The sequence below is a fragment of the Achromobacter sp. KK8 genome (genome assembly GCF_054188005.1).
The window spans coordinates 5720368-5741015 of record NZ_CM135178.1 but is presented as its reverse complement, the minus strand read 5'-3'; the positions used below and the strand labels follow the sequence as shown (position 1 = coordinate 5741015).

Below are 20648 nucleotides of genomic sequence, written 5' to 3'. Positions count from 1 at the left end.
GGGCGGCGTCCTCAGACCGATTTCCACGACCCGTGGAGGATTTGAATGACTACCCTCGAATTGCAAGAGCAACCACAAGCCGCCGTCCCCGAAGCCCAGGGCACCGGCATCTGGCAGAAGACCGGCACGTTCCTGAACGAGGCGGCCGGCGTGCACGCCCGCCACCTGGTGCGCGTGCTGGACCGCTACAGCGCCGACCCGGCCGCCGTGGCCTCGCGCCTGCCGCCGAACCGCGCGCTGAACGCCTGCTGCTTCTATCCCGAGCACCAGCCCACCCAGGTCATCCAGATGAACGTGGACGCCGACCTGGCCGGCAAGCTGCGCCGCGAACTGCGCCTGCAGGCCAAGGTGGCGGGCAGTTTCTCGGACACTTCGGTGGGCACCTATTTCCCGCTGTCCACCATGTTCGAGAACAGCGCGCTCTTCATCCCCTCGGCCAAGCGTTTCTACGACGACAACCAGGACAAGGTGATGGAGCACTTCCCGCAGGCGGCCACCACCGTGGTCAATGCCTTCGTGGTGCCGGCCGGCAAGAAGCCCTACGGCACCCACTCGGCCAGCGGCATCGCGCTGCAGATCCCGTCGCTGGTCAAGAAGGGTCTGGGCTTTCCCAAGCACTACAAGAGCTTCCACACCGCCCTGACGCCCACCCCGATCACGCGCCAGCCCTTCGTCATCTTCGAGGACGCCGAGGTCGAGGCCCCGAACCTGAACTTCGTCTACATGAAGATGCTGGAGATGGACCTGGACGCCGAGGAGCGCGCCGCCGTCGACAAGGCGCTGTACCTGTACACCGAAGGGCTGCTGTCGGAAATCGACCTGCCCACGGTGCGCGACTTCCTGATGGCCAAGTACTGGGAAAAGAAATACGCCGACAAGCCCTCGTCCGGCTGGTTCTGCGACTCCAAGGTGGGCCAGGCGCTGTTCTTCGACAACTACCGCGCCCACGCCGACAGCACCTTGCCGCAGGCCACCGAGGACCGCGTCACCATCGACTTTCGCTGCTTCTCCAAGGTGGAGTATCCGACGGGCATGACCAGCGGCCTGGACTTCATCGTCGACCCCAAGGAACGCGCCTACCAGACCAAGCGCAAGCGCGCCGGCATCGAGTTCCTGCTGACCGCGCTGGGCTACCACGACATCGACGAATTCCTGAAGATGATCTTCGGCACGCCCTACGGCCACATCAACCCCTTCGAACTGCTGACCGACCTGCAGTTCGGCGTCTACAACAAGACCAAACATCATCTGCTCGACCAGAACCTGGACGCGCACTACGAGCGGGTCGAGCGCCTGTACGAGCGGATCGAGCGCGACGGCGAATACGTGTTGCCGGAGCGCGCGCGCCAGTGCCTGGCGGCGATGGCGGGGAGTTGATGATGGCGGAAACCTCGCAAGATCCGGCCTTCGCCGCCATCCTGGAAAAGTACTTCGCCATCACCCGGGTGCCGTATGACGCCTTCACCCGCGCGTTCCTGGGACGCTGCCAGTCGTTCTCGGTGAAGGTCGACGGCGGCGTCTACAAGTACTACCGGCGCGGCGCCGGCCCCACCGTGGTGCTGGCGCATGGCATCCACAGCCACCTGGGCAGCATGGTGCCGATCGCCGAGCAGTTGCTGGACCTGGGCTACGAGGTGGTGCTGTTCGACATGCCGGCGCATGGCGAAGCCGCGGGCAGCGGCACCGACCCGGTGCAGGTGCGCGACTTCATCCGCAAGGTCTGCGCCCGGGTGGGCGACATCCACGCGGTGGTGAGCCATTCGCTGGGCGGGTTGTGGGCGCTGTCGGCCATGCACCAGGGGTTCCGCGCCGATGCCTTCGTCTCGATCTCGACGCCGTCCACCACGCGTTTCCTGGTCGAGAAGTTCGTCCGGCTCAACCAGCTCGACGCCGAGGTCGAGACCCGGCTCTGCGCCGAGCTGGAGCGGCGCTACGGCGCCTCGCTGTGGACCGACTATGCGCCCCGGCACATCGCCGGCGCGCTCGACGTGCCCGGCCTGGTCATCCACGGCGCCAAGGACGACTTCGTGCCGCCGGCGCACGCGCAAGCGCTGTATGACGCGTGGCCCGGCGCCACGCTGGAGATCGTCGATGGCGCGGGCCACTTCGAGATCCTGGGCCTGGCCGCCGTGGGCAAGCGGGTCGGCGCCTATCTGCGGGAGGTGCCGGTGGCCGCGGCGGCATGAGCGGCCCGCCCCGGCGCCGGCGGGGCCGGGGCGTCTTTTTCCATAAAACGCTTTTGACAGGACTTGGGATCTCAGATGAAACACGCGACGCAAGTAGAAACCCTGCGCAAGATGTTCAAGCTGCGCGAAGTGGACCGCGACGAGGACATGCTGGGCCGGGTGGTGCAAGTGCCGGCCAGCGTCTATATGGACAACGCCGTGCTGGAGCGCGAACTGGAAACGGCCTTCCGCGACTATCCCCTGGTGGTGGGCGCCTCGACCCAGGTGCGCGAGCCGGGCTCGTACCTGCTCAGCCCGTGGGACCGGCTGCCGTTCGTGGTGGTGCGCGACAAGGGCGGCGCGCTGCGCGCCTTCCTCAACGTCTGCCGCCATCGCGGCGCGCGCCTGGTGTCGGGCAATGAGAAGGAACTGAAGTTCTTCACCTGTCCCTTCCATGGCTGGGTCTACGGCCTGGACGGCGAACTGAAGGGCGTGACCAAGCCCTACAACTTCCCCGACCTGGACTGCGGCAAGCACAAGCTGGTGGAGCTGGCGGTGACCGAGCGCTCGGGGCTGGTCTGGCTGCATCCGACGCCGGGCGCGACCATCGACCTGGACGCCGGCCTGGGCGCCGACATGAGCGAGGAGATCGCCGGCTTCAAGCTCGACGAACTTTCCCTGCACAGCCGCAAGGTCAGCACCCTGAACGCCAACTGGAAGCTGCTGCTCAAGACTTACCTGGAGCGCTACCACGTGCCCATCCTGCACAAGAACACCATCGGCCCGGTGTTCGAGAAAGGGGTGATCGCGCACTTCGAACATGGCCTGCACATCCGCATCGCGGCGGCCAAGACCAACCTGATGGACGCGGCCGCCGCCGACCCGCAGTCGTGGCGCATCCTGGACTATGCGTCGGTGTTCTACACGCTGTTTCCCAATACCTTCCTGATCAACCACGCCAACATCGTCTCGCTCAATTCCTTCTATCCGATCGCGCCCGACAAGACCATCTGGACCCACGACATGCTGTACCGCGAGGCCGATTACGCCGGCGAGGAAGGGCAGGCGACGCTGGCGCAGCGCTTCGGCAACATCGACGCGGTGTTCCATCGCGAGGACTTCGGCATCGTCGAAGGCGTGCAGGCCGGCCTGCACTGCGGCGCCAACCCGCAGCACACGCTGGGGCTCGAAGAGGGGCTGCTGGGCATGTTCCAGCACAACATCGACCGCGTGACCGCCTGACGGAGCCGCGCCATGACCGGCATCGATTGGGTCTTCGTCCTGGGCACGGCCGCCATCCTGCTCACGCCCGGTCCGACCAACACCCTGCTGGCGGCCGCGGGGCTGGCGCAGGGCTTTCGCCGCGCCGCGCCGCTGGTGGGGTTCGAACTGGCCGGCTACCTGGTCGGCATCACGGCGTGGGGCCTGTTCCTGGCGTCGGCGCAGGCCGCCTATCCCTGGATAGGCATCGTGGTGCGCGTGGCCAGCAGTGTCTACCTGGCCCACGTCGCGGTCAGGATCTGGTGCGCGGCGGGCGAGGATGTGACGACGCGCAAAGAGCCCATCGGGCCCTACGCGCTGTTCATCGCCACGCTGCTCAACCCCAAGGGCCTGGTGTTCGCGTCGACGCTGTTCCCGCCGCATGCGTTCGAGCACATGCCGGGCTACCTGGCCGCGATGGCGCAGTTCATCTGCCTGCTGGCGCCGATCGCGTTCCTGTGGATCAAGTTCGGCGCCGTGCTCGCCGGGCAGCGCATCGGCTTCATCAACCCGGAACGATTGCAGCGCACCGCCGCGCTGGTAATCGGGGTATTCTCTGTATCGATTGTTGGGTCCGCCGTTCGCTTGTCTCTGCTACCAGGATGAAACGACGTATGACGACTGAAAACAAGCTCTCCGCCGTTGCCGCCGCCGACACGGGCGCCGCGCGCAAGCCTCGCAAGAAACCCTTCCTCGCCAGCGCCATCGGCGCCGTGTTCGGCTTTGCCGGCACCGTGGCGCCGGGCGCCACCGCCAAGGTGGTGCAGAAGTTGCTGTTCACGCCCACAAGGCTCAAACCCTCCGAACCCGGACGCAGCGTGCTGGCGCAGGCGCGCGCCGAGCCGCACGAGATCGACGGCCAGACCGTCTACTACTACGTCTGGGGCGACAGCGGCCCGCGCGTGCTGCTGGTGCATGGCTGGGGCGGCGACGCCGCGCAGATGACGGCCTACGTCGAACCGCTGCGCCAGCGCGGCTACCAGGTCGTGGCCATCGACATGCCGGCCCATGGCCGCTCCACTGGCAAGCAGGCCTCGGTGCGCCACTTCGAACCCTGCGTGGCCCACGCCGCCCAGGCCTACGGACCGTTCCATGGCGTGATCGCGCATTCGCTGGGCGCGGCCGCCGTCACCTTTGCGCTGTCGCGTGGCTTTACCGTCGAGCGCGCGGTGTTCCTGGGGCCGGTCAGCCGCTACGACAGCGTCTGGGAATATTCGCGGCGCATGATGAACCTGCCGCCCAAGGTCATGCCGCTGGTGCTCAAGCGCGCCCAGGACTGGCTCGGCATCACCTTTCCCGAGATGGAGCCGGCGCGGCTGGCGCCGTCCATGACGACGCCGCTGCTGATCGTCCACGACCGTGCGGACCGCGAGAGCCCCTACGAGGATGCCGCCGTGCTGGCGCAGGCCTGGCCGGGCGCCGAACTGGTGGCCACCGAGAAGATGGGGCACACCCGCGCGTTGCGCGATCCCGCGCTGGTGGCGCAGGTGGCGGCTTTCGTCGCGCAATAGCGTCGCCCTGGCGCTTGGCGGAGCGCCGGGGCGCGCCGGCCCGCGGCACGGTGCGTCGGGCGGGCCGCGCGGTCGTTCAGGCCAGCGCCATGCTCAGCAGCACCAGCGCCAGCAGCGCCACGTACACCCGCGCATGCAGCCGGTCCGGGATGCGCGGGATCAGCGGCGCCGCCAGGCGGATCCCCGCCAGCGACCCCAGCGCCAATGCCGCGAAGGCCAGCAGGTCCACGTAGCCGATGATCCACGGCGCCAGCGGCGCGGGCAGCGCGCGCGCCGCCGCCATGTAGGCCAGCGTGCCGACAATGGCCACCGGCAGCGTCAGCGGATTGGCCATGGCCGCGGCCTTGGCCATGGCCAGGCCGCGCCGCCGCAGCAGCGGCACCGTCATCACGCTGCCGCCCACGCCCAGGAAGGTGGCGATCACGCCGATCACCACGCCGCCGCCCACGGTCACGCCCTGGCCCAGCGGCCGAGCCGCCTGCGCCTCGTGGCGCGCCATGAAGCCCTGGCGCAGCAGGCAGTCGAGGATGGTCACGGCCAGGTAGGCGATGAAGGCATAGCGCACCACGTCGCCGCTGGCGCGGGTGGCGGCCCAGGCGCCTAGCAAGGCGCCCACGCCGATGAAGCCGGCCAGCGGCCAGACATAGGCGCGCACGATGTTGCCGGCGCGCTGGTGCTTGCGGGTGGCGGCCACCGAGTTGACGATCATCACGCAGGTCGAGGTCGCCACCGCGATGTGCATCGCCGCCTGGCCGATGGCGTCCTGCGCGCCGTGGGTGGCGGTCAGCACGCCATACAGCACCGGCACCACCACGAAGCCGCCGCCGAAGCCGAACAGCACCGTGGTCACGCCGCTCAGGGCGCCAAACAGCGCCAGGGTCACATACAACATCGCAAACGTCCTTTCCGGGCAAAACGCCACGATAGGGCGGGGCGCGGTGGCTCGCTTTCGAGGATTGGACAATAATGTTCGCATTCCGGCCAATCCCGCCATGCGCAACACTCACATCGACCTGCACGACCGCCTGGACCGCGAGGTGGTCGCCATCGGCAACGACTATCCGCCCGGCCATCTGCTGCCGGCGCACACGCATCGCCGCGCCCAGCTGCTGTACGGCGCCACCGGCGTCATGCACGTGGCCACGCGCGACGGCAACTGGGTGGTGCCGCCGCAGCGCGCCGTCTGGATTCCCGCCGGGCTGACGCACCAGGTGCGGATGCAGGACGTCAGCACCCGCAGCGCCTACATCGAGCCGGGCGCGGCGCGTGCCGCCAGCACGGCCTGCGAAGTGGTGGAAGTGTCGCCGCTGCTGCGCCAGCTGCTGCTGGCCGCGGTGGACATGCCGGCGCGCTACGACGTGGCCGGCCGCGACGGCGCGCTGGCGGCGCTGCTGCTGCACGAAGTGGCGCGCGCGCCGGTGCTGCCGCTGCACATCCCGCTGCCGCGCGACAAGCGCCTGGCGCCGCTGTGCCGCGCCTTCATCGCCGCGCCCGACGTGCGCCAGTCGCCCGAGGCCTGGGCCGAGCGCCTGCACATGAGCCCGCGCACCTTCAGCCGCCACTTCCGCCAGCAGACCGGCATGGCGTTCTCGGCCTGGCGCCAGCGCGCCTGCGTGGTGCTGGCGCTGGCGCGGCTGGCGGCGGGCACGCCGGTGACGGCCATCGCGCTGGATTTCGGCTACCAGAGCCCGGCGGCATTCTCGACCATGTTCCGGCGCGTGCTGGGCCGTCCGCCCACCGGCTACCTGCAACAGCCCGAGTGAATGACGCGGACGCTAGCGCCGCAGCTTCATCGACACGTCGGTGTGCGTGCCACGGTCCAGGTCCGCGCCCAGGGATTGGCTCCAGTCTGGTAGCTTGAGCAATTCGTTGCCGGTTTCGCCCGCTTCGATGCGCCGCGCGATGTCATCGAGCAACTGCGTGCGGTTGGCAAATCCGCGTCCCTGCAGGCCGCGCGCGAACAACCGGTAGGTCAGGTTGGGTTCGACCCCCTTCATCACCCCGAGATCGAGGATGCGGCCATGTTCGTCGCGCAGCAGCAAGTGGCCTGGGCGGGCGTAGATGCGGTAGATGCGCCAAGGCGAGGCCACTGCGGCATGGTCGCGCGGCGCGGCCGGCCGCGTGGCGGGGTCCGGCGGCGTCGCGGGCGGGAGCAGTTTCACGCAGGCGTTGGCGAATCTGGCGATGGACCTTCTGATGACGCTCACGTGCGCTCCGCGACAGGCGCGCGCGGCGGTTGGAACGATTGCGCCGGGGAGCGCGGGGGGGTGCGATGCGCGGCGGGCGCCGCGTGTTTGCTGTGGTCATGGCGCATGGGCGTCGTCCTCCTGTATGGCGATACGGCGAGGTGACGCGCGTTCAAGCACCATGTCCGCAGGATACGCGCTTTCTCGCGCGCTGACGGCGTCTCCCGCCACGAAAGTGATTCAGGACATCACGGCCGCCCTAATTGGAAACACCCGTTGACTTTCCGGGGCTGGGCACCCATAGTCGATTGAAGCTGTTCGAGCATCGTGATTTTCGTCCGGTATCGCACCCTCCCAGGGGCGCCTCATTGTTCGCTATCCTTTCCTTGACTGGCTCTTTCTCGGGCAGCGCCCGTCATGCAAGGAGTGGAAATATGGAAACCGGAATCGTGAAGTGGTTCAACGACGCCAAGGGCTTTGGCTTCATCATGCCCGAAAATGGCGGCAAGGATCTGTTCGCGCATTTTTCTGAAATCGTCGGCGACGGCCATAGGGCTCTGGTCGAGAATCAGCGCGTCAGCTACGTCACCGCGCAAGGCGCGAAAGGCCCTCACGCAACGCAGATTCGCGCAATGTGAGCGCAGGCCCCCACGGCCCGTATCTCGGATGGGAGCGAACATGTTTCATAACAACATGGTCTACAAGGGTTACCGGCTGACCGCCAATGTTTCCCGCATTTCCGTGGATGGCAGCGGCAGGCCCGCTTTCACCGCGACCGTGGCGGTGGAGCTGGCCGCCGAACAGGATCGCCGCAACGACCACCACGTCGTGGTGCCCTTGTTCGCATCAGGCGGCTCTGTCTCCAGCCCCGTCATGGCGGTGGATGCGGCCATCCACCATGGCCGCTTGCTGGTGGACAGCCACGCGCGCTCCGCCAGCGCGGCGCTGCAACGGTAGGCCCGCCTTCGTAACCAGCCGCGATCGCGCCGACCGGCGCGGCGGGGCCGCGCTGCCTACGCCGCGTACCACAGCACCGCGAAGAAATGGCACACCGTGCCCGTCAGCACGAACAAGTGCCAGACGAAATGCGCATAGCGCCAGCGGTTGTCGAACACGAAGAACACCACGCCGCCGGTGTAGGCCAGTCCGCCCGCCACCAGCCACCACAGGCCGCCCTCGGGCACCCGTTCCAGCAGCGGCTTGACGGCGATGATGACCAGCCAGCCCATGGCCAGGTACAGTCCGGTGGAGATCGCCGGCCGGTTGAGCCGCTTGCTGGCTTTCAGGCCCACGCCCAGCAGGGCCAGCCCCCACACCAGCCCGAACAGCGTCCAGCCCCACGGCCCGCGCAGCGCGCCCAGCGCGAACGGCGTATAGGTGCCGGCGATCAACAGGTAGATGGCCGAGTGGTCGAGCACGTTGAAGAGGCGCTTGGCGCGGTTTTCGGGCAGCGCGTGGTAGATGGTGGAGGCCAGGTACAGCAGGCACATGCTGGCGGCGAACACCGCCGCGCCGGCGATGAAGGCGGCGTCGCCCTGGCGCGCGGCGGCGACGATCAGGATGGGGGCGGCGGCCAGCGCGCCGGCCGCGCCCAGGCCGTGGCTGATGGTGTTGGCGATTTCTTCGCCCAGGGTCTGGCGGCGGTCGTTCGGGAACATGGTTTGCTGGCGGCGCGTGGCTTGGATTCTCAGGGTTTCCACCATAAGGGTTTTGGGCCGCCACCTCAAGCCGGACCGCCGCGCGCGGGGGGATGGCTTGATTTTCTGCAAACCGCATCGCCGCCGGCATGCCTCAGGAGCATCGATGGAAAGTTACTGTGTGATACATTTCACACGCTCGATCAGCCGCCCGCAGAGGCGGCGCTTTTGCTGCATGGCGTTATCGAGGGCAGCGCATCCGGCGGGCCCGCAAGACTCTTCAAGGGGAGGCTCTTCTATGATTCCGGCAATCGGCCTGATGGTTGGGGCGTATATCATCACGCGCATGACCGCGATGTTGACCCAGCCTGGCACCAGCAAAGTCCTCAAGGTACTTTCCCTCATCACGATCGCGGTGGCGCTGGTGTCCTGTCTGGACCTGTTGACCGGCAGCGCGGCGGTCCCGCCGGGCCGGTTCTGACGGGATTTCCAGCCCGAACCATGGCGCGCAGTCTGACCCATCTCTTTTTCAATGCCGCAAAGAAGCTGAGCAAGATCCAGCGCGCGGCCTTGCGCATGGCCGCGCCCCGGCGCGCCCGCAAGCGGTCCGCCCCGGCGCGCCAGGCCGTGGTCCGTTCCAGCGCGGCCAGCCCCGCGGCAGCCAACCTGGGCGGTGGCCGCTGGGAGGCCTCGCGGCAGTTTTCCGACGCCCATGGGCGGCGCCTCACGTTCGCCCGCTATACCCCGCCGGCCGCGCCGCGCCAGGGCATGCCGCTGGTGGTGATGCTGCATGGTTGCCGCCAGACCGCGCTGGCGTTCGCGCGCGGCTCGCGCATGAATCAATGGGCCGACGCGGGCGGCTTCATGGTGCTGTATCCGCAGCAGTCGATGACGCGCCAGGTGCAGCGCTGCTGGCGCTGGTTCCAGCCTGATGCCCTGCATGGCGGCGCCGAGGCCGACCTGATCGCCGCCTTGATCCGGGCCGAGGTGGCGCGCCATGGCCTGGATCCGCAACGTGTCTACATCGCCGGCCTGTCGGCGGGCGCCGGCATGGCGGCGCTGGTGGCGCTGCGCCATCCCGCGCTGATCGCCGCGCTGGCCATGCATTCCGGGCCGGTGGTGGGAGACGCGCACAGCGCCACGGCGGGGCTGCACACGATGCGCCGCGGCACGCTCAGGCCGCTGCTGCCGCTGGTGCAGGCCGTGGCCGACCCGGCGCTGTTCCAGTTGGGCATGCCGACCATGATCCTGCACGGGCAGATGGATCCGGCGGTGGCGCCGCGCAACGCCCGGCAGTTGTTCGAGCAGTTCCGCGCGGTCAATGGCCTGGCGCCGGACGAGCCCACCGTCGAGCGCGTGCTCGGCCTGGGGACCGAAAAGGCCTACCGCCGCGTCGACCTGCTGCGCGACCGCAAGGTGGTGCTGCGGTTGTGCGAGATCACGCGGGTCGAGCATGGATGGAGCGGCGGCGATGCCTCGGTGCGCTATCACGCGCGCAGCGGGCCGGATGCCTCGGCGCTGGCCTGGCGTTTCTTCCAGGGCCAGCGGCGCGTGCTCGTGTCTTCCTAGGACCTGTTGGCGCCATTGTTCAGGAAACGGAAACAGACATGTCGCCTCGCCCGTCGCGCGCGTGCCATGGCGCGGCGGTAACATCGCGGCACGCCCGCGATCCCCGGCGCCGTTCCGGTCGCCGGCCAGGCAAGCCTATTCGGAACTTCCCATCATGTCCCTGTCCATTTACCAGGCCTCGGTGCCTGTCTTCATTCGCGGCCTGAGCGTCCTGGCCACATTGCTGGAAAAAGGCGCGGCGCACGCGGCCGCCAATGGCATCGATCCCGCCGAGCTGGTCAATGCCCGGTTGGCGCCGGACATGTATCCCTTGTCCGGCCAGGTGCAACGCGCCAGCGACGCGTCCAAGTTCGCCGTGCAGCGCCTGTCGCAGGTCGAGTCGCCGCGCTTTCCGGACGAGGAAACCACCTTCGAGCAGCTGCGGCAGCGCGTCGCCGACACGATTGCCTACCTGCGTTCGGTGCCGGCCGACAAGCTCGACGGCGCCGAAGACCGCAGGATCACGCTCAGCTTCGGCGAGTTCAAGCCCGAATTCCAGGGCGACGCCTACTTGCTGACGTTCGCGCTGCCGAATTTCTACTTCCACGTCACTACCGCCTACGACATCCTGCGCCACGCCGGCGTGCCGATCGGCAAGCTGGACTACCTGGGTCCATACCCGGCCTGACGCCGGGCGCGCGCGCCGGCGGCGCGCCGCCGACCGCGCATTGCCATTCAACCCGGCTTGCGGGCCGGATCGCCGCAGCCTTCCATCGGGCCCATCTTGGCCATGTTCGCCTGGATCTCCTCGGGCGTCAGGTCTTCCTTGTGGGTGGCGATGGACCAGCGGTGGCCGAACGGGTCCACCACCTGGCCGTAGCGGTCGCCCCAGAACATGTCGGCCGCCGGCATGGTGACCTGCGCGCCCGCCGCCACCGCCTGCTTGATTGCCGCGTCGACGTCTTCCACGTACAGGTGCAGGGTCACCGGCGTGCCCTTGAGCGCCTTGGGTCCCAGGCTGCCCCACTCGGGAAAATCGTCCATCAGCATCACCACCGAATCGCCGATGCGGATGGCCGCGTGCATCACCTTGCCGCCTGGACCGGGCAGGCGCGCCAGTTCCTGCGCGTCGAAGGCCTTGCGATAGAACGCGATCGCGTCCGAGGCGCCTTCGCACACGATGTGCGGGGTCAGGGTGTGCATGCCGTCGGGAATCGCCTGCTTTGCGGGGGTCGCCATGATGTGTCTCCGAAATTCCTGGATGAAAGTTGCTCGTGGAAGGGGCGGCGCGCTCGCGCGAACCTGCCCGTCCTTGCCCTACGACGAACGGAGGCCGCCGGGATCGACACGCCGTCCGGTTTTTTTTACTGGGCGCGGGCCGATTTGCCGACCAGCGTGGTGAATCCGCCCCAGCACATGCGTTTGAAGTCGAACACGCCTTCGCACGACACGCTGTTCAGGCGCGGGTCGGCCATGACCTTGGCGTTGATGCGGTCGCGCTCGGCCTTGCTGGTGAACACGATCCACGAGAACACCACCGTCTCGCCTTCGCGCGCGCTGGCCGCGGCGCTGAACGAGCCGAAGCCTTCGCCGTCGATGTCGTCCGCCACGCATTCGCGATATTCCAGCGCGCCGTTCTCCAGCCAGATCGAGCCGGCCAGATCGGCCATCTTGCGGTAGGCCTCGAGGTTGGCCTTGGGGACGCTCAACAGGTAACCGTCTATGTACTGTTCCATCTGATGCTCCTTGATTTGGTGTTGTTGTGGGCCCGGCGCGGAACCCGCCAGTCCGCGCGGGCCATGTCGGCAGCGATGCCGGCAGATGTCACTGTATCGGGATCGGCGGCGCTTTCAGATAGGCGTTTGCGACATTCTTGAGGGTGGATTGCGACAGGCCGCAGGCGTATGCTTGGCGGCATGAAAAACATCGCGTTCCTGCTGCCCAGCGGCGCCAATATCGCTTCGCTGGAAACCGCCCGGCACGGCTTTCTGGTGGCCAACGAATACCTGGCCGCGCAGGGGCGGCCGGCACGCTTCACGGTGCGCACGCTGGCCGCCACGCGCCAGGTCAGCCTGGACGACGGCCGCATCACCGTGCAGGCCGACCTGGTGCTGGACGAGGCCCGCGATATCGACATCTGCATCGCGCCGCCATTGCTGGGCGCGGTGTCCGACGCGGTGCTGTCGAACCGCGATCTCATCGAGTGGTTGTCCCGCCACTACCGCGGCGGCGGCGAAGTGGCCAGCCTGTGCCTGGGCGCGGCCTTGCTGGCCGCCGGGGGCCTGCTGGACGGCCAGCAGGCGGTGGTGCATTGGGCCGCGCGCAATCTGTACGCCAACCTGTTTCCGTCGGTCGACTGGAGCTGCGACCGCGTGGTCCAGTCCGGCAACGGCATCTACACCAGCGGCGGCGCCTTCTCGGCGGCGCACCTGGTGCTGCACCTGATCGAGAAATACACCGATCGCGACACCGCCATCTGGTGCGCCAAGTACTTCCAGCTGGACTGGAGCCGCCAGAGCCAGCTGCCGTTCTCGGTGTTCATGGGCCAGAAGTCGCACGCCGACCAGGTGGTGCGGGCGGTGCAGGATTTCATCGAAAGCCGCTACACCGAGAAGATCACCGTCGAGGACCTGGCCGACCGCCACGCCATGGGCCGCCGCACGCTGGAGCGGCGCTTTCGCCAGGCCACCGGCAACAGCATCGTCGAATACGTGCAGCGGGTGCGGGTCGAGGCCGCCAAGAAACGCCTGGAAAGCTCGCGCAAAAGCGTGGCCGAAGTGATGTACGAGGTCGGCTACAACGACACCAAGGCCTTTCGCGACATCTTCAACAAGTACTGCGGCATGTCGCCGGTGGGCTACCGCGAACGCTATCAATGACGGCGGGCGGCGTTGCCGCAAGCCGGAGGCCGCGCGGTTCGCCGGAACGCGCGGCGCCCGGCCTGGGCCTGGCCGCTACGAGGCGGCCAGGGCCTGGCGGGTCCGCCGCGCCAGGCGTTCGAGCAGGGCGCTGCTCAGGCAACCGGCCAGCGCGAACGCCACCGCCACCCACAAGGCCCAGGTGGCGCCGCCGCGGGCATTGAAGGCAAAGCATGCCGCCACGAACGCCGCGCCCATGGTCTGGCCCAGCAGCCGCGCCAGGCCGGACAGGCCGCTGGCCACGCTGGCGCGGTGCGCCGGCACGCTGAACATGATGAAGCGCTGGTTGGGCGACAGGAACAGCCCGAACCCCGTGCCGCACAACGCCATGGGCAGCATCACCGCCCATATCGGCGCGCCAGCGGGCAGCCCGCTCACGATCAGCAGGCCGGCGGCCAGCAGCGCCAGGCCGACCGCGCCCAGCAGGCTGGCGGACATGCGGTCCGACCACTTGCCCGAGAACGGCGCCAGGCAAGCCCCCATCACCGGCCAGGGCGCGATCAGCATCCCGACTTCGGCGATGCCGCGGCCGAGCGTCTGGTTCAGCAGGAACGGCAGCGCCACCATGGCCGCGCCCTGCGCCGCGAAGGCCAGCACGCACACCAGCACGGCCATCGAGAAGGGCGCCAGGCGCAGCAGGTCCAGCGGCACGATCGCGTGCGCGCTCAGGCGTTCGCGGCGCAGCAGCAGTGCCCAGCTCAGCGCGCAGCATGCCCAGATCAGGGCGGTGCCCCAGTCCGGTTGCGCCGCGCGTTCCAGGCCCTGCACGGCCAGCCCGAACGCCAGCGCGCACAACACGGCCGCGCCGGCGTCGAGCGCCTTGCCATCGCCGGGCAAGCGTGGCAGGTGCCGGCCGGCCAGCATCAACGCCACCAGGCAGAAGGGCACGTTCACATAGAACAGCCAGTGCCAACTCAGCACCGTCAGCATCGCCGACGCCAGCACCGGCCCGCCGGCCAGCGACGCCGCCGCGATCATCGCGTTCAGGCCCATGCCGCGGCCCAGTTCCTCCTTGCGATAGATGGCGCTCACCAGCGCCATGTTGCAGCCCATCAGCGCCGCGGCAGCCAGGCCCTGGGCTGCCCGCGCCGCTTCCAGCGACCACAGCGACTGCGCCGCGCCGCACCAGACCGAGGCGGCCAGGAACAGCCACAGCGCCGGCAGGAACACCCGCCGGTGCCCGATCTTGCCCGCCAGCGCGGCAAGCGGCAGCATCGTCGCCACCATGACCAGCTGATAGACGGTGACCACGCCGATCACGTCGGCCGCGCCGACGCCCAACTGCGACGCCATCGACGGCAACGCCGTGTTGGTCATGGAGGTATCGAGCGTCGCCATCGAGATCGACAGGGACACGGCCAGCATCGCGTAGCGGCGCGCGGCGGGAGTCAGGGGGGCGGGGGAGGAAGCGGGGGAAGCTGGCATCGCGGACTGAAGGGGGAGACAGAAAACGGGAGGCGGAAAAGACGGTGGCAGGTGGAACAGACGGTCCCAGTATGAAAGCCGCGCTTCTTGCGGTGAATAGCAAAATCCGGAAAGCAGCCTTGCAGATATGAAATACTGGAATCGTTTAGGATCGCCGCGGAACGCGTCGAAAGCGAGGGCAGGGTGAACCGATCGGAAGGCATGGCGCTGCTGGTGGCGGCCGTGGACCAGGGCAGTCTCAGCGGCGCTTCGCGCGTCAGCGGGATTTCATTGGCGTCCGTCAGCCGGCGCATCAGCGCGCTGGAGGAGCGCGTGGGCACCCGCTTGCTGGTGCGCTCGACCCGCGCCCTGCGCCTGACCGAGGCGGGGCAGCGCTATTACGCCGAGGCCAAGCGCCTGCTGGCCGAGATGGACGAACTGGAAAGCAGCATGCGGATCGACGCCGCCGAGCCCTCGGGCCGGCTGCGCGTCACGGCGCCGACGCTGTATGGGCGGGTGCACCTGCAGCCCTTGCTGGCGAAGTTCCTGATGCAGCACCCCAAGGTCGCGCTCGACCTGCATTTGCTGGACCGCCCCGTCAACCTGCTGGAGGAGGGCATCGACCTGGCCGTGCTGGTCGGCGAACAGCCCAGCTCCAGTCTCGTCGCCCGGCGCCTGGGGTCCATCCGCTGGGTGCTGAGCGCCTCGCCCGATTACCTGGCGCGGCGCGGCATCCCTCACAGCCTGCAGGACCTGGCGCAACACGATGGCCTGGTGTACAGCCACCTGGCGACGGAGGATGCGTGGACGCTGATCGACAAGGGCAAGCCGGTGACCGTGCGGGTGCGCACCCGCATGCGCTCGAACACCGTGGACGGCGTCGTCACGGCCGCGGCGGCCGGCGCCGGCATCGTCTATGCGCCCGCCTGGGCGATCGCGGACCACGTCGCGGCGGGGCGCCTGCAGCCGTTGCTGGTGGCGTCGGAAACCCCGCCCCGGCCGGTGTTCGCGTTGATGACCCACCAGCGGCTGATGGCGGGCAAGGTGCGGTCACTGGTGGAGTTCCTCGCCCGGCACCTGCGCGAGAAATCCTTGAATGATCTGTGACGCCGGGCCAGGGCGCGAGGCGCCCGGCCCTGGCTGAGAGAAGATCAGAATCCGTTCACCAGCGCCTTGCCGGTCTCGTTCAGCGGCTTGCCCTGGTTGACCACGTCGGTCAGCTCCGTCACGAACCACGGCAGCACCAGCTTGGTGTCGCTCTCGGTCAGGCCGATGCGCAGGCGTTCTTGCGGCGCGGCCGGGGCCCGCGGTTGGGCCTGGCCTTGCGTCGCGGCCGTTCCGAGCGCGGCGGGGGCGACCGGTTCGGCCATTGCCGCGGTGGCGGTGGCGCTCAGCAGCAGCGTGGCGGCGAGGGGGACAACGCGTTGGAAGAAGGACATTTGAGACTCCGGAGGCGGGTATCGATTCATGGTCCGTCCGTCAATTCGTGCTGACGCCATGGCAATCGTTGTCAGCATTGTGCGGTGGAGGGGGGCGCTTGGATGCCTGGGAGTTGTGATCGTGTGTGAAGATCTGTCCGTGGGATCAGTTTGGTGCAAATCGGACGCGAGCCTCATCCAGGGCTGACCGACTTGGCCCTGACGCGCGTTCGTTGGATGCGAGCGGTTTGCCGAATACTGCATCGAAGCCCCATTCGGCACAGTTGCGAAAGGCGCTTGTGCTGTTGGGTAGTGGTAGTACCAGGACGACCCAGCGAAAGGCTTGAAATGGAACGGCATCGAAATCAATCCCGCCGTTTCCTCGCGTTTTGTCGAGTTTGATGCATCGCGTCCAGGGGCTCTGGTTTTTCTCGCGCTTCAATTGGACGTATCTCGTGTTGTCCAAATGACTCTTGACGCGTTCACGTACCAGGTCGGCTTGGCCGCGGTAAATGACGGGAAGTCCTTCGATCCTGAGACTGCATTCGTCGCGCCTGTCCAGATTCGGAACGAAGTCTGAAGCGATCATGTAGAGACCTTTGCCGCGATGAACATGATTGAGGCTCTCGGGCGAGCTTATTTCGACGAACTCATACCCGGGTGCTTTTGCGCCGGGAGTGTGCAGCCTGAAGAGATTTTCGAAACCAAGGACCGACTTGAGCCTGATGTCGTCATGTATCTCGGTATAGTCGGTGAACATTTTCTTCGTAAGTGCTTGGAAGGGCATGTTTTCTTCTCGTGATCCGGGGGCTGGATGCTGATTCCGGTGTTGGTGCGGGCCGATCGATGGCTCGATTTCAGCATATGTTTCATAATGTGTAAACTGATAAAAAAGTTATCACAGGAGTGAGGCATGGCCCTATTCGGAAAGCAGTTCGGCGTCAGCGCTTTGAAGAATGTGCTTGATTCGGCAAAAGGAAAAATCGAGGACGGCGCCAGCTCATTGAAAGATGCAGCGGGGGCTTTGGGTGATAAAGCCGCGGACGTTTCGAGAGCCGCCTTGAGTGCCGTAAAGGCGGTTGACTATGAAGAGACCAAGCGCAAATCCTTGGCCACCGCAAGCGGGCTTGTCAACAATGCCAAGGATATGGGCAGTAGAGTGGCGGATTCTGTACGAGAATTCGATTTCGATGAAGCCAAGGAGTCCGCATCCAGCTTTTCCAAAAGGTCCATTGACAAGCTGCATAAGTACTTTCGCACTACTTTCGAGGTGGACAAATCCACCTTCGAAATGGTCAATGACATTCGCCGCAGATTACCGACCCCGGTGAGTTCGATCGACGATATTTACGACCAATGTCGTAAAGAGGCTGCGCGCCGCGCGATCGCCGCCTTCATGCTGGGAGGTATCCTCGACCAGCAGAGTCAGGCCAAGTACGACAAGCTCACCGACAGCTACGACTTCTATCGCAAAGACCGCCAGAAGTACATGGGAGATTATGGGGGAATGGCTCCCAAAGCCGGTACGCCGGACGGCGCGGTCTTCGAGAACGGCTACAACCCGGACGAACCTCTCATTTTCGCTCGCGATAAGGCCAACACCGTCACGGTCGATCATGTCACGTCGCGTCAGGAAATTTTCCAGAACACGCTGCTCAAGATTGGGCTGACGGACGAACAGTTTGGCGCCGTCGTCAATGACCCGCGCAATTTGAAGTACATGCATCGCAGCCTCAATAGCCAAAAGAATGGCCACGATATGTACGACTGGTTGGCCAACAACAGTCGGCCGCATCCGACCGATGATGGCAAGTTGATCGTTACGATCAAAGGCTCCAAGACGGAACACGTCGTCGATAAGAAGGCCGTGGACGCAGCGTATGCGGAGAGCAAGGAGGCCATTCGGGCTGGCCAGATTCAAGCGGTTAAGGAAATATCGACTACGGTGGCATTGACCGGCGCGACCATGGCAGCTCAGCAGGTCGTCGGCCTGATAGTCGTCGAAACCATTGATGTATTCATGGATGAACTGAAGCGAGTGAAGCTCGTCTCCGGTGACGGCCTGCTCAACGAACTGGCACAGAGCAAAGAACGGATATCGGCAGCGTTGAATCAACGGTTTGAGGAGCGAAATCTCTGGGATCGTGCCAAGTCGCTGGGACTGGAAGCGGGTGTGGCCGGTGCGCTCAGCGTGATACCGCAGATTTTGATTTCACTTATTGTGAAGATGCCGGCTTTTGTCTACGCGATCATTCGTGAAAGCACCCTCAGTGTGGTGCGTTGCATCCGTGTGTTGGCCAGTAACGAGTCCGACAAGCTCGCAGCGCTTCAGGTAATCATGCTTGGGACCGCATCCGCCGTCGCGGGTGTTTATGTTGAACGAGTGATCAGCCAAGGCATATCGTCGGTTCCGTTGCTCAATAGATTTAATTCGCAAGTGTCCGGGATCTTGTCTGGGATGATGATTACGGCGATCCCACTGGCGGCGATTTATACATTTGAGCAAAACAAAAACGCGCTGGTTTTGAAGCTCAGGGGTCATGGAGATTTGCCGGCTTGTTGAGGGCATCGTCGCGCCACGCGACGCAGGGGTATTGGCCGTCGCGGCCCCAACTTTTGCGACGGCCGCTGCGGCGCCCGGCCTGCCTGTTCCAGCGTCGAATGCCGCCATCGCGCGGTTGACGGTGCTCGGCTGGTAACGTATCGTTTTGCGCAGTTACCGGCCACCCCGCCCATGCATTCCCGTTTCGACCGATTCCGCGCCACCCCTCTCGGGCAGCAGCTCGAGGCCCTGATTGACGAGCCCGGCCGCTACCTCGAGTACGCGGCGCTGTCGCGGGTCGGCGTGGCCGCCGTCGCCGCCATCAGCGACGACGTCGAAACGATGTTCCCCGAAGTCGCGGCGGACACCACCGCGCGGCAGTTCTGCGGCGCGCTCGTGGCCGACCTGATGCGGCGCCATGGGCATGAGGTGGTGCAGGCGCGCGGCCGCGTGGCGGGCGCGATCTTCAGCTATGGCGCGGTGTTCAGCCCGCGGCCCGTGGCGCTGCCGTTCGCCGGGGTCATCGACGGGCTGGCGCGCATGCCGGACGCCGTGGCCAGCCTGATGGCGCGCGTGCCGGCGCCGTGGCGTACCCGCCGGCCCGACGGAACCGGGTTTTCGGCCACCGAACACGTCTGCCTCCTGCGCGGCCTGGATACCGTGTTCGTCCAGCGCATCGAGGCCATTCTCGCCGCGCCGCTGCCGCGCATCGATTCCGTCGACGGCAGCGCCCTGGCGGCCGAGCGCGATTACCAGGAGCAGGACCCGGACGCCGCGCTGGCCTCGTTCCGCCGCGGCCGGGCGCAGTTGTGCGCCTCGCTGCGCAAGCTGGACGCGACGGCGCTGGCGCGGTGCGGCCTGCGCGACGGCCTGCACCGCATGACGCTCGAACAGATCGTGCGCGAGCTGCTCGAGCACGACCGCACCCATTGCCAGGAACTGGAAGAACTGCTCGCCGAACTGGCCCCGCCGACCGCTCGTGGCGAACGCGGCGCCGCATGAGCCGCGGCGCCCGCCGCCACGCCCGTGCCGCGGGTCCGCGACCGCATCGGCTATATTGCCAGCGCCCCTTTTCTTTCTCGCGGGCCGCCGCCGGCCCCATCGAATCCCATGCCTGAAAAACCCGTAGAACCGCAAGCCGTCCTCAGCCCCAACGCCCGCTACGCGATCTTCATCGTCGCCACGCTGAACCCCGGCGCCGACAACGCCGCCGCCGTGCGCGCCTGGTGTGAAGACGTCGGCAACCTGGTGCGCACCGTCGGCACGCGCGCGGTGGCCGCCGACCTGTCCTGTGTCTGTGGCTTCGGCTCGGCCGCCTGGGACGCGCTGTTCGGCGCGCCGCGGCCCGCCGGCCTGCATCCGTTCCGCGAGATCGGCACGGGCGAGCGCGTCGCCGTGTCGACGCCGGGCGACATCCTGCTGCACATCCGCGCCGAAGCCATGGACGCCTGTTTCGAGCTGGCCACCTTGCTGGTGGCCGCGCTGGGCTCGGCGGCCACGGTGGTCGATGAAGTGCACGGCTTCCGCTACTTCGACCGGCGCGCCATCATCGGCTTCGTCGACGGCACCGAGAACCCGCAGGGGTTCGAACTGCCCGGCTACACCCTGATCGGCGACGAGGACGAAGCCTTCGCCGGCGGCAGCTACGTGCTGGTGCAGAAGTATCTGCACGACATGAGCGCCTGGGAAAAGCTGTCCACCGAACAGCAGGAACTCATCATCGGCCGCCGCAAGCTCACCAACGTCGAGCTGCCCGACGACGTCAAGCCGTCGTACTCGCACAGCGCCCTGACCACGCTGGAAGAAGATGGCCAGGAGATCAAGATCCTGCGCGACAACATGCCGTTCGGCCGCGCCGGCGCCGGCGAATTCGGCACCTATTTCATCGGCTACGCGCGTTCGCCCAAGCCGATCGAACAGATGCTCGAGAACATGTTCGTGGGCCGTCCTGCCGGCAACTACGACCGCCTGCTCGACTACAGCCGCGCCGTCACCGGCAGCCTGTTCTTCGTGCCGTCGGCCGAGCTGCTGGACGAGCTGGCCGAACGCGCAGGCTGAT

24 protein-coding genes are annotated in these 20648 nt (G+C 66.9%); 16 read left to right on the top strand and 8 right to left on the bottom strand.

Going from position 1 to position 20648, the window contains the following annotated elements; genetic code table 11:
• Positions 1-45 precede the first annotated feature (45 nt).
• The 5 genes from ACVN9Z_RS26450 to ACVN9Z_RS26430 all read left to right on the top strand — a co-directional run bounded on the left by ACVN9Z_RS26450 (position 46) and on the right by ACVN9Z_RS26430 (position 4936).
• Positions 46-1377, top strand: coding sequence for a hypothetical protein (locus ACVN9Z_RS26450; RefSeq protein ID WP_458212822.1), 1332 nt, complete (start codon positions 46-48; stop codon positions 1375-1377).
• Positions 1377-2186: an alpha/beta fold hydrolase gene (locus ACVN9Z_RS26445; RefSeq protein ID WP_458212821.1), complete on the top strand. Its 810-nt coding sequence runs from the start codon at positions 1377-1379 to the stop codon at positions 2184-2186. Before ACVN9Z_RS26450 ends, ACVN9Z_RS26445 begins: the two co-directional genes overlap by 1 nt.
• Before the next feature lie 75 nt (positions 2187-2261).
• Positions 2262-3407: an aromatic ring-hydroxylating oxygenase subunit alpha gene (locus ACVN9Z_RS26440; protein WP_020928583.1), complete on the top strand. Its 1146-nt coding sequence runs from the start codon at positions 2262-2264 to the stop codon at positions 3405-3407.
• A gap of 12 nt (positions 3408-3419) precedes the next feature.
• Positions 3420-4031 (top strand): LysE family translocator, encoded by a 612-nt coding sequence (locus ACVN9Z_RS26435; RefSeq protein ID WP_049055509.1) that lies wholly within the window; start codon positions 3420-3422, stop codon positions 4029-4031.
• An 8-nt stretch (positions 4032-4039) separates the two neighbouring features.
• Entirely contained in the window at positions 4040-4936 is an 897-nt protein-coding gene (locus tag ACVN9Z_RS26430; protein WP_458212820.1) for an alpha/beta hydrolase, read from the top strand.
• 76 nt (positions 4937-5012) lie between these two features.
• Here the strand turns inward: ACVN9Z_RS26430 and ACVN9Z_RS26425 are convergent, their stop codons facing one another.
• Positions 5013-5828 (bottom strand): sulfite exporter TauE/SafE family protein, encoded by an 816-nt coding sequence (locus ACVN9Z_RS26425; protein ID WP_024069643.1) that lies wholly within the window; start codon positions 5826-5828, stop codon positions 5013-5015.
• A gap of 100 nt (positions 5829-5928) precedes the next feature.
• Here ACVN9Z_RS26425 and ACVN9Z_RS26420 point away from each other — a divergent pair, with 100 nt between their 5' ends.
• The gene (locus ACVN9Z_RS26420; protein ID WP_054437180.1) at positions 5929-6699 is read left to right on the top strand and encodes an AraC family transcriptional regulator; all 771 of its coding nucleotides are present in this window, start codon (positions 5929-5931) and stop codon (positions 6697-6699) included.
• Between the two features lie 12 nt (positions 6700-6711).
• Here the strand turns inward: ACVN9Z_RS26420 and ACVN9Z_RS26415 are convergent, their stop codons facing one another.
• Entirely contained in the window at positions 6712-7143 is a 432-nt protein-coding gene (locus tag ACVN9Z_RS26415; RefSeq protein WP_054436962.1) for a hypothetical protein, read from the bottom strand.
• Between the two features lie 413 nt (positions 7144-7556).
• On the opposite strand from ACVN9Z_RS26415, the gene ACVN9Z_RS26410 reads away from it, so the two are divergent.
• Both ACVN9Z_RS26410 and ACVN9Z_RS26405 read left to right on the top strand, forming a co-directional pair.
• The gene (locus tag ACVN9Z_RS26410; RefSeq protein ID WP_238879825.1) at positions 7557-7760 is read left to right on the top strand and encodes a cold-shock protein; all 204 of its coding nucleotides are present in this window, start codon (positions 7557-7559) and stop codon (positions 7758-7760) included.
• Between the two features lie 40 nt (positions 7761-7800).
• Complete coding sequence (locus tag ACVN9Z_RS26405) at positions 7801-8079, top strand: hypothetical protein (protein WP_024069640.1); 279 nt, start codon at positions 7801-7803, stop codon at positions 8077-8079.
• 56 nt (positions 8080-8135) lie between these two features.
• Here ACVN9Z_RS26405 and trhA read toward each other — a convergent pair whose 3' ends face one another.
• The gene (gene trhA / locus ACVN9Z_RS26400) at positions 8136-8780 is read right to left on the bottom strand and encodes a PAQR family membrane homeostasis protein TrhA (protein WP_045953616.1); all 645 of its coding nucleotides are present in this window, start codon (positions 8778-8780) and stop codon (positions 8136-8138) included.
• A 277-nt stretch (positions 8781-9057) separates the two neighbouring features.
• Between trhA and ACVN9Z_RS26395 the strand changes: the two genes are divergently transcribed.
• The 3 genes from ACVN9Z_RS26395 (at position 9058) to ACVN9Z_RS26385 (ending at position 10995) form a co-directional block, all read left to right on the top strand.
• On the top strand, positions 9058-9240 hold the full coding sequence (locus ACVN9Z_RS26395) for a hypothetical protein (RefSeq protein ID WP_241047907.1): 183 nt from the start codon (positions 9058-9060) through the stop codon (positions 9238-9240).
• 20 nt (positions 9241-9260) lie between these two features.
• Entirely contained in the window at positions 9261-10328 is a 1068-nt protein-coding gene (locus ACVN9Z_RS26390) for an extracellular catalytic domain type 1 short-chain-length polyhydroxyalkanoate depolymerase (RefSeq protein WP_458212819.1), read from the top strand.
• Between the two features lie 154 nt (positions 10329-10482).
• The gene (locus ACVN9Z_RS26385) at positions 10483-10995 is read left to right on the top strand and encodes a DUF1993 domain-containing protein (RefSeq protein ID WP_054447714.1); all 513 of its coding nucleotides are present in this window, start codon (positions 10483-10485) and stop codon (positions 10993-10995) included.
• A 47-nt stretch (positions 10996-11042) separates the two neighbouring features.
• Here ACVN9Z_RS26385 and ACVN9Z_RS26380 read toward each other — a convergent pair whose 3' ends face one another.
• Together ACVN9Z_RS26380 and ACVN9Z_RS26375 are read right to left on the bottom strand one after the other, a co-directional pair.
• Positions 11043-11546, bottom strand: coding sequence for a VOC family protein (locus tag ACVN9Z_RS26380; protein ID WP_006385398.1), 504 nt, complete (start codon positions 11544-11546; stop codon positions 11043-11045).
• A gap of 125 nt (positions 11547-11671) precedes the next feature.
• Positions 11672-12043, bottom strand: coding sequence for a DUF1428 domain-containing protein (locus ACVN9Z_RS26375; protein WP_006385397.1), 372 nt, complete (start codon positions 12041-12043; stop codon positions 11672-11674).
• A gap of 168 nt (positions 12044-12211) precedes the next feature.
• Here ACVN9Z_RS26375 and ACVN9Z_RS26370 point away from each other — a divergent pair, with 168 nt between their 5' ends.
• Positions 12212-13186: a GlxA family transcriptional regulator gene (locus ACVN9Z_RS26370; RefSeq protein WP_006385396.1), complete on the top strand. Its 975-nt coding sequence runs from the start codon at positions 12212-12214 to the stop codon at positions 13184-13186.
• A 75-nt stretch (positions 13187-13261) separates the two neighbouring features.
• Here ACVN9Z_RS26370 and ACVN9Z_RS26365 read toward each other — a convergent pair whose 3' ends face one another.
• Entirely contained in the window at positions 13262-14650 is a 1389-nt protein-coding gene (locus tag ACVN9Z_RS26365) for an MFS transporter (RefSeq protein WP_223203206.1), read from the bottom strand.
• Between the two features lie 183 nt (positions 14651-14833).
• Between ACVN9Z_RS26365 and ACVN9Z_RS26360 the strand changes: the two genes are divergently transcribed.
• Positions 14834-15736: a LysR family transcriptional regulator gene (locus tag ACVN9Z_RS26360; protein WP_035199863.1), complete on the top strand. Its 903-nt coding sequence runs from the start codon at positions 14834-14836 to the stop codon at positions 15734-15736.
• A 44-nt stretch (positions 15737-15780) separates the two neighbouring features.
• On the opposite strand, the gene ACVN9Z_RS26355 is transcribed toward ACVN9Z_RS26360, so the two are convergent.
• The gene (locus ACVN9Z_RS26355; RefSeq protein WP_054444409.1) at positions 15781-16068 is read right to left on the bottom strand and encodes a hypothetical protein; all 288 of its coding nucleotides are present in this window, start codon (positions 16066-16068) and stop codon (positions 15781-15783) included.
• Between the two features lie 145 nt (positions 16069-16213).
• Complete coding sequence (locus ACVN9Z_RS26350; RefSeq protein WP_458212818.1) at positions 16214-16834, bottom strand: hypothetical protein; 621 nt, start codon at positions 16832-16834, stop codon at positions 16214-16216.
• A 126-nt stretch (positions 16835-16960) separates the two neighbouring features.
• Here ACVN9Z_RS26350 and ACVN9Z_RS26345 point away from each other — a divergent pair, with 126 nt between their 5' ends.
• The 3 genes from ACVN9Z_RS26345 (at position 16961) to ACVN9Z_RS26335 (ending at position 20647) form a co-directional block, all read left to right on the top strand.
• Complete coding sequence (locus ACVN9Z_RS26345) at positions 16961-18610, top strand: hypothetical protein (protein ID WP_054444410.1); 1650 nt, start codon at positions 16961-16963, stop codon at positions 18608-18610.
• A 171-nt stretch (positions 18611-18781) separates the two neighbouring features.
• Positions 18782-19591: a DinB family protein gene (locus ACVN9Z_RS26340; protein ID WP_024069628.1), complete on the top strand. Its 810-nt coding sequence runs from the start codon at positions 18782-18784 to the stop codon at positions 19589-19591.
• Between the two features lie 108 nt (positions 19592-19699).
• Positions 19700-20647 carry a Dyp-type peroxidase gene (locus ACVN9Z_RS26335; RefSeq protein ID WP_024069627.1) on the top strand — a complete coding sequence of 316 codons (948 nt, stop codon included), beginning with the start codon at positions 19700-19702 and terminating at the stop codon, positions 20645-20647.
• Position 20648: the final 1 nt, after the last annotated feature.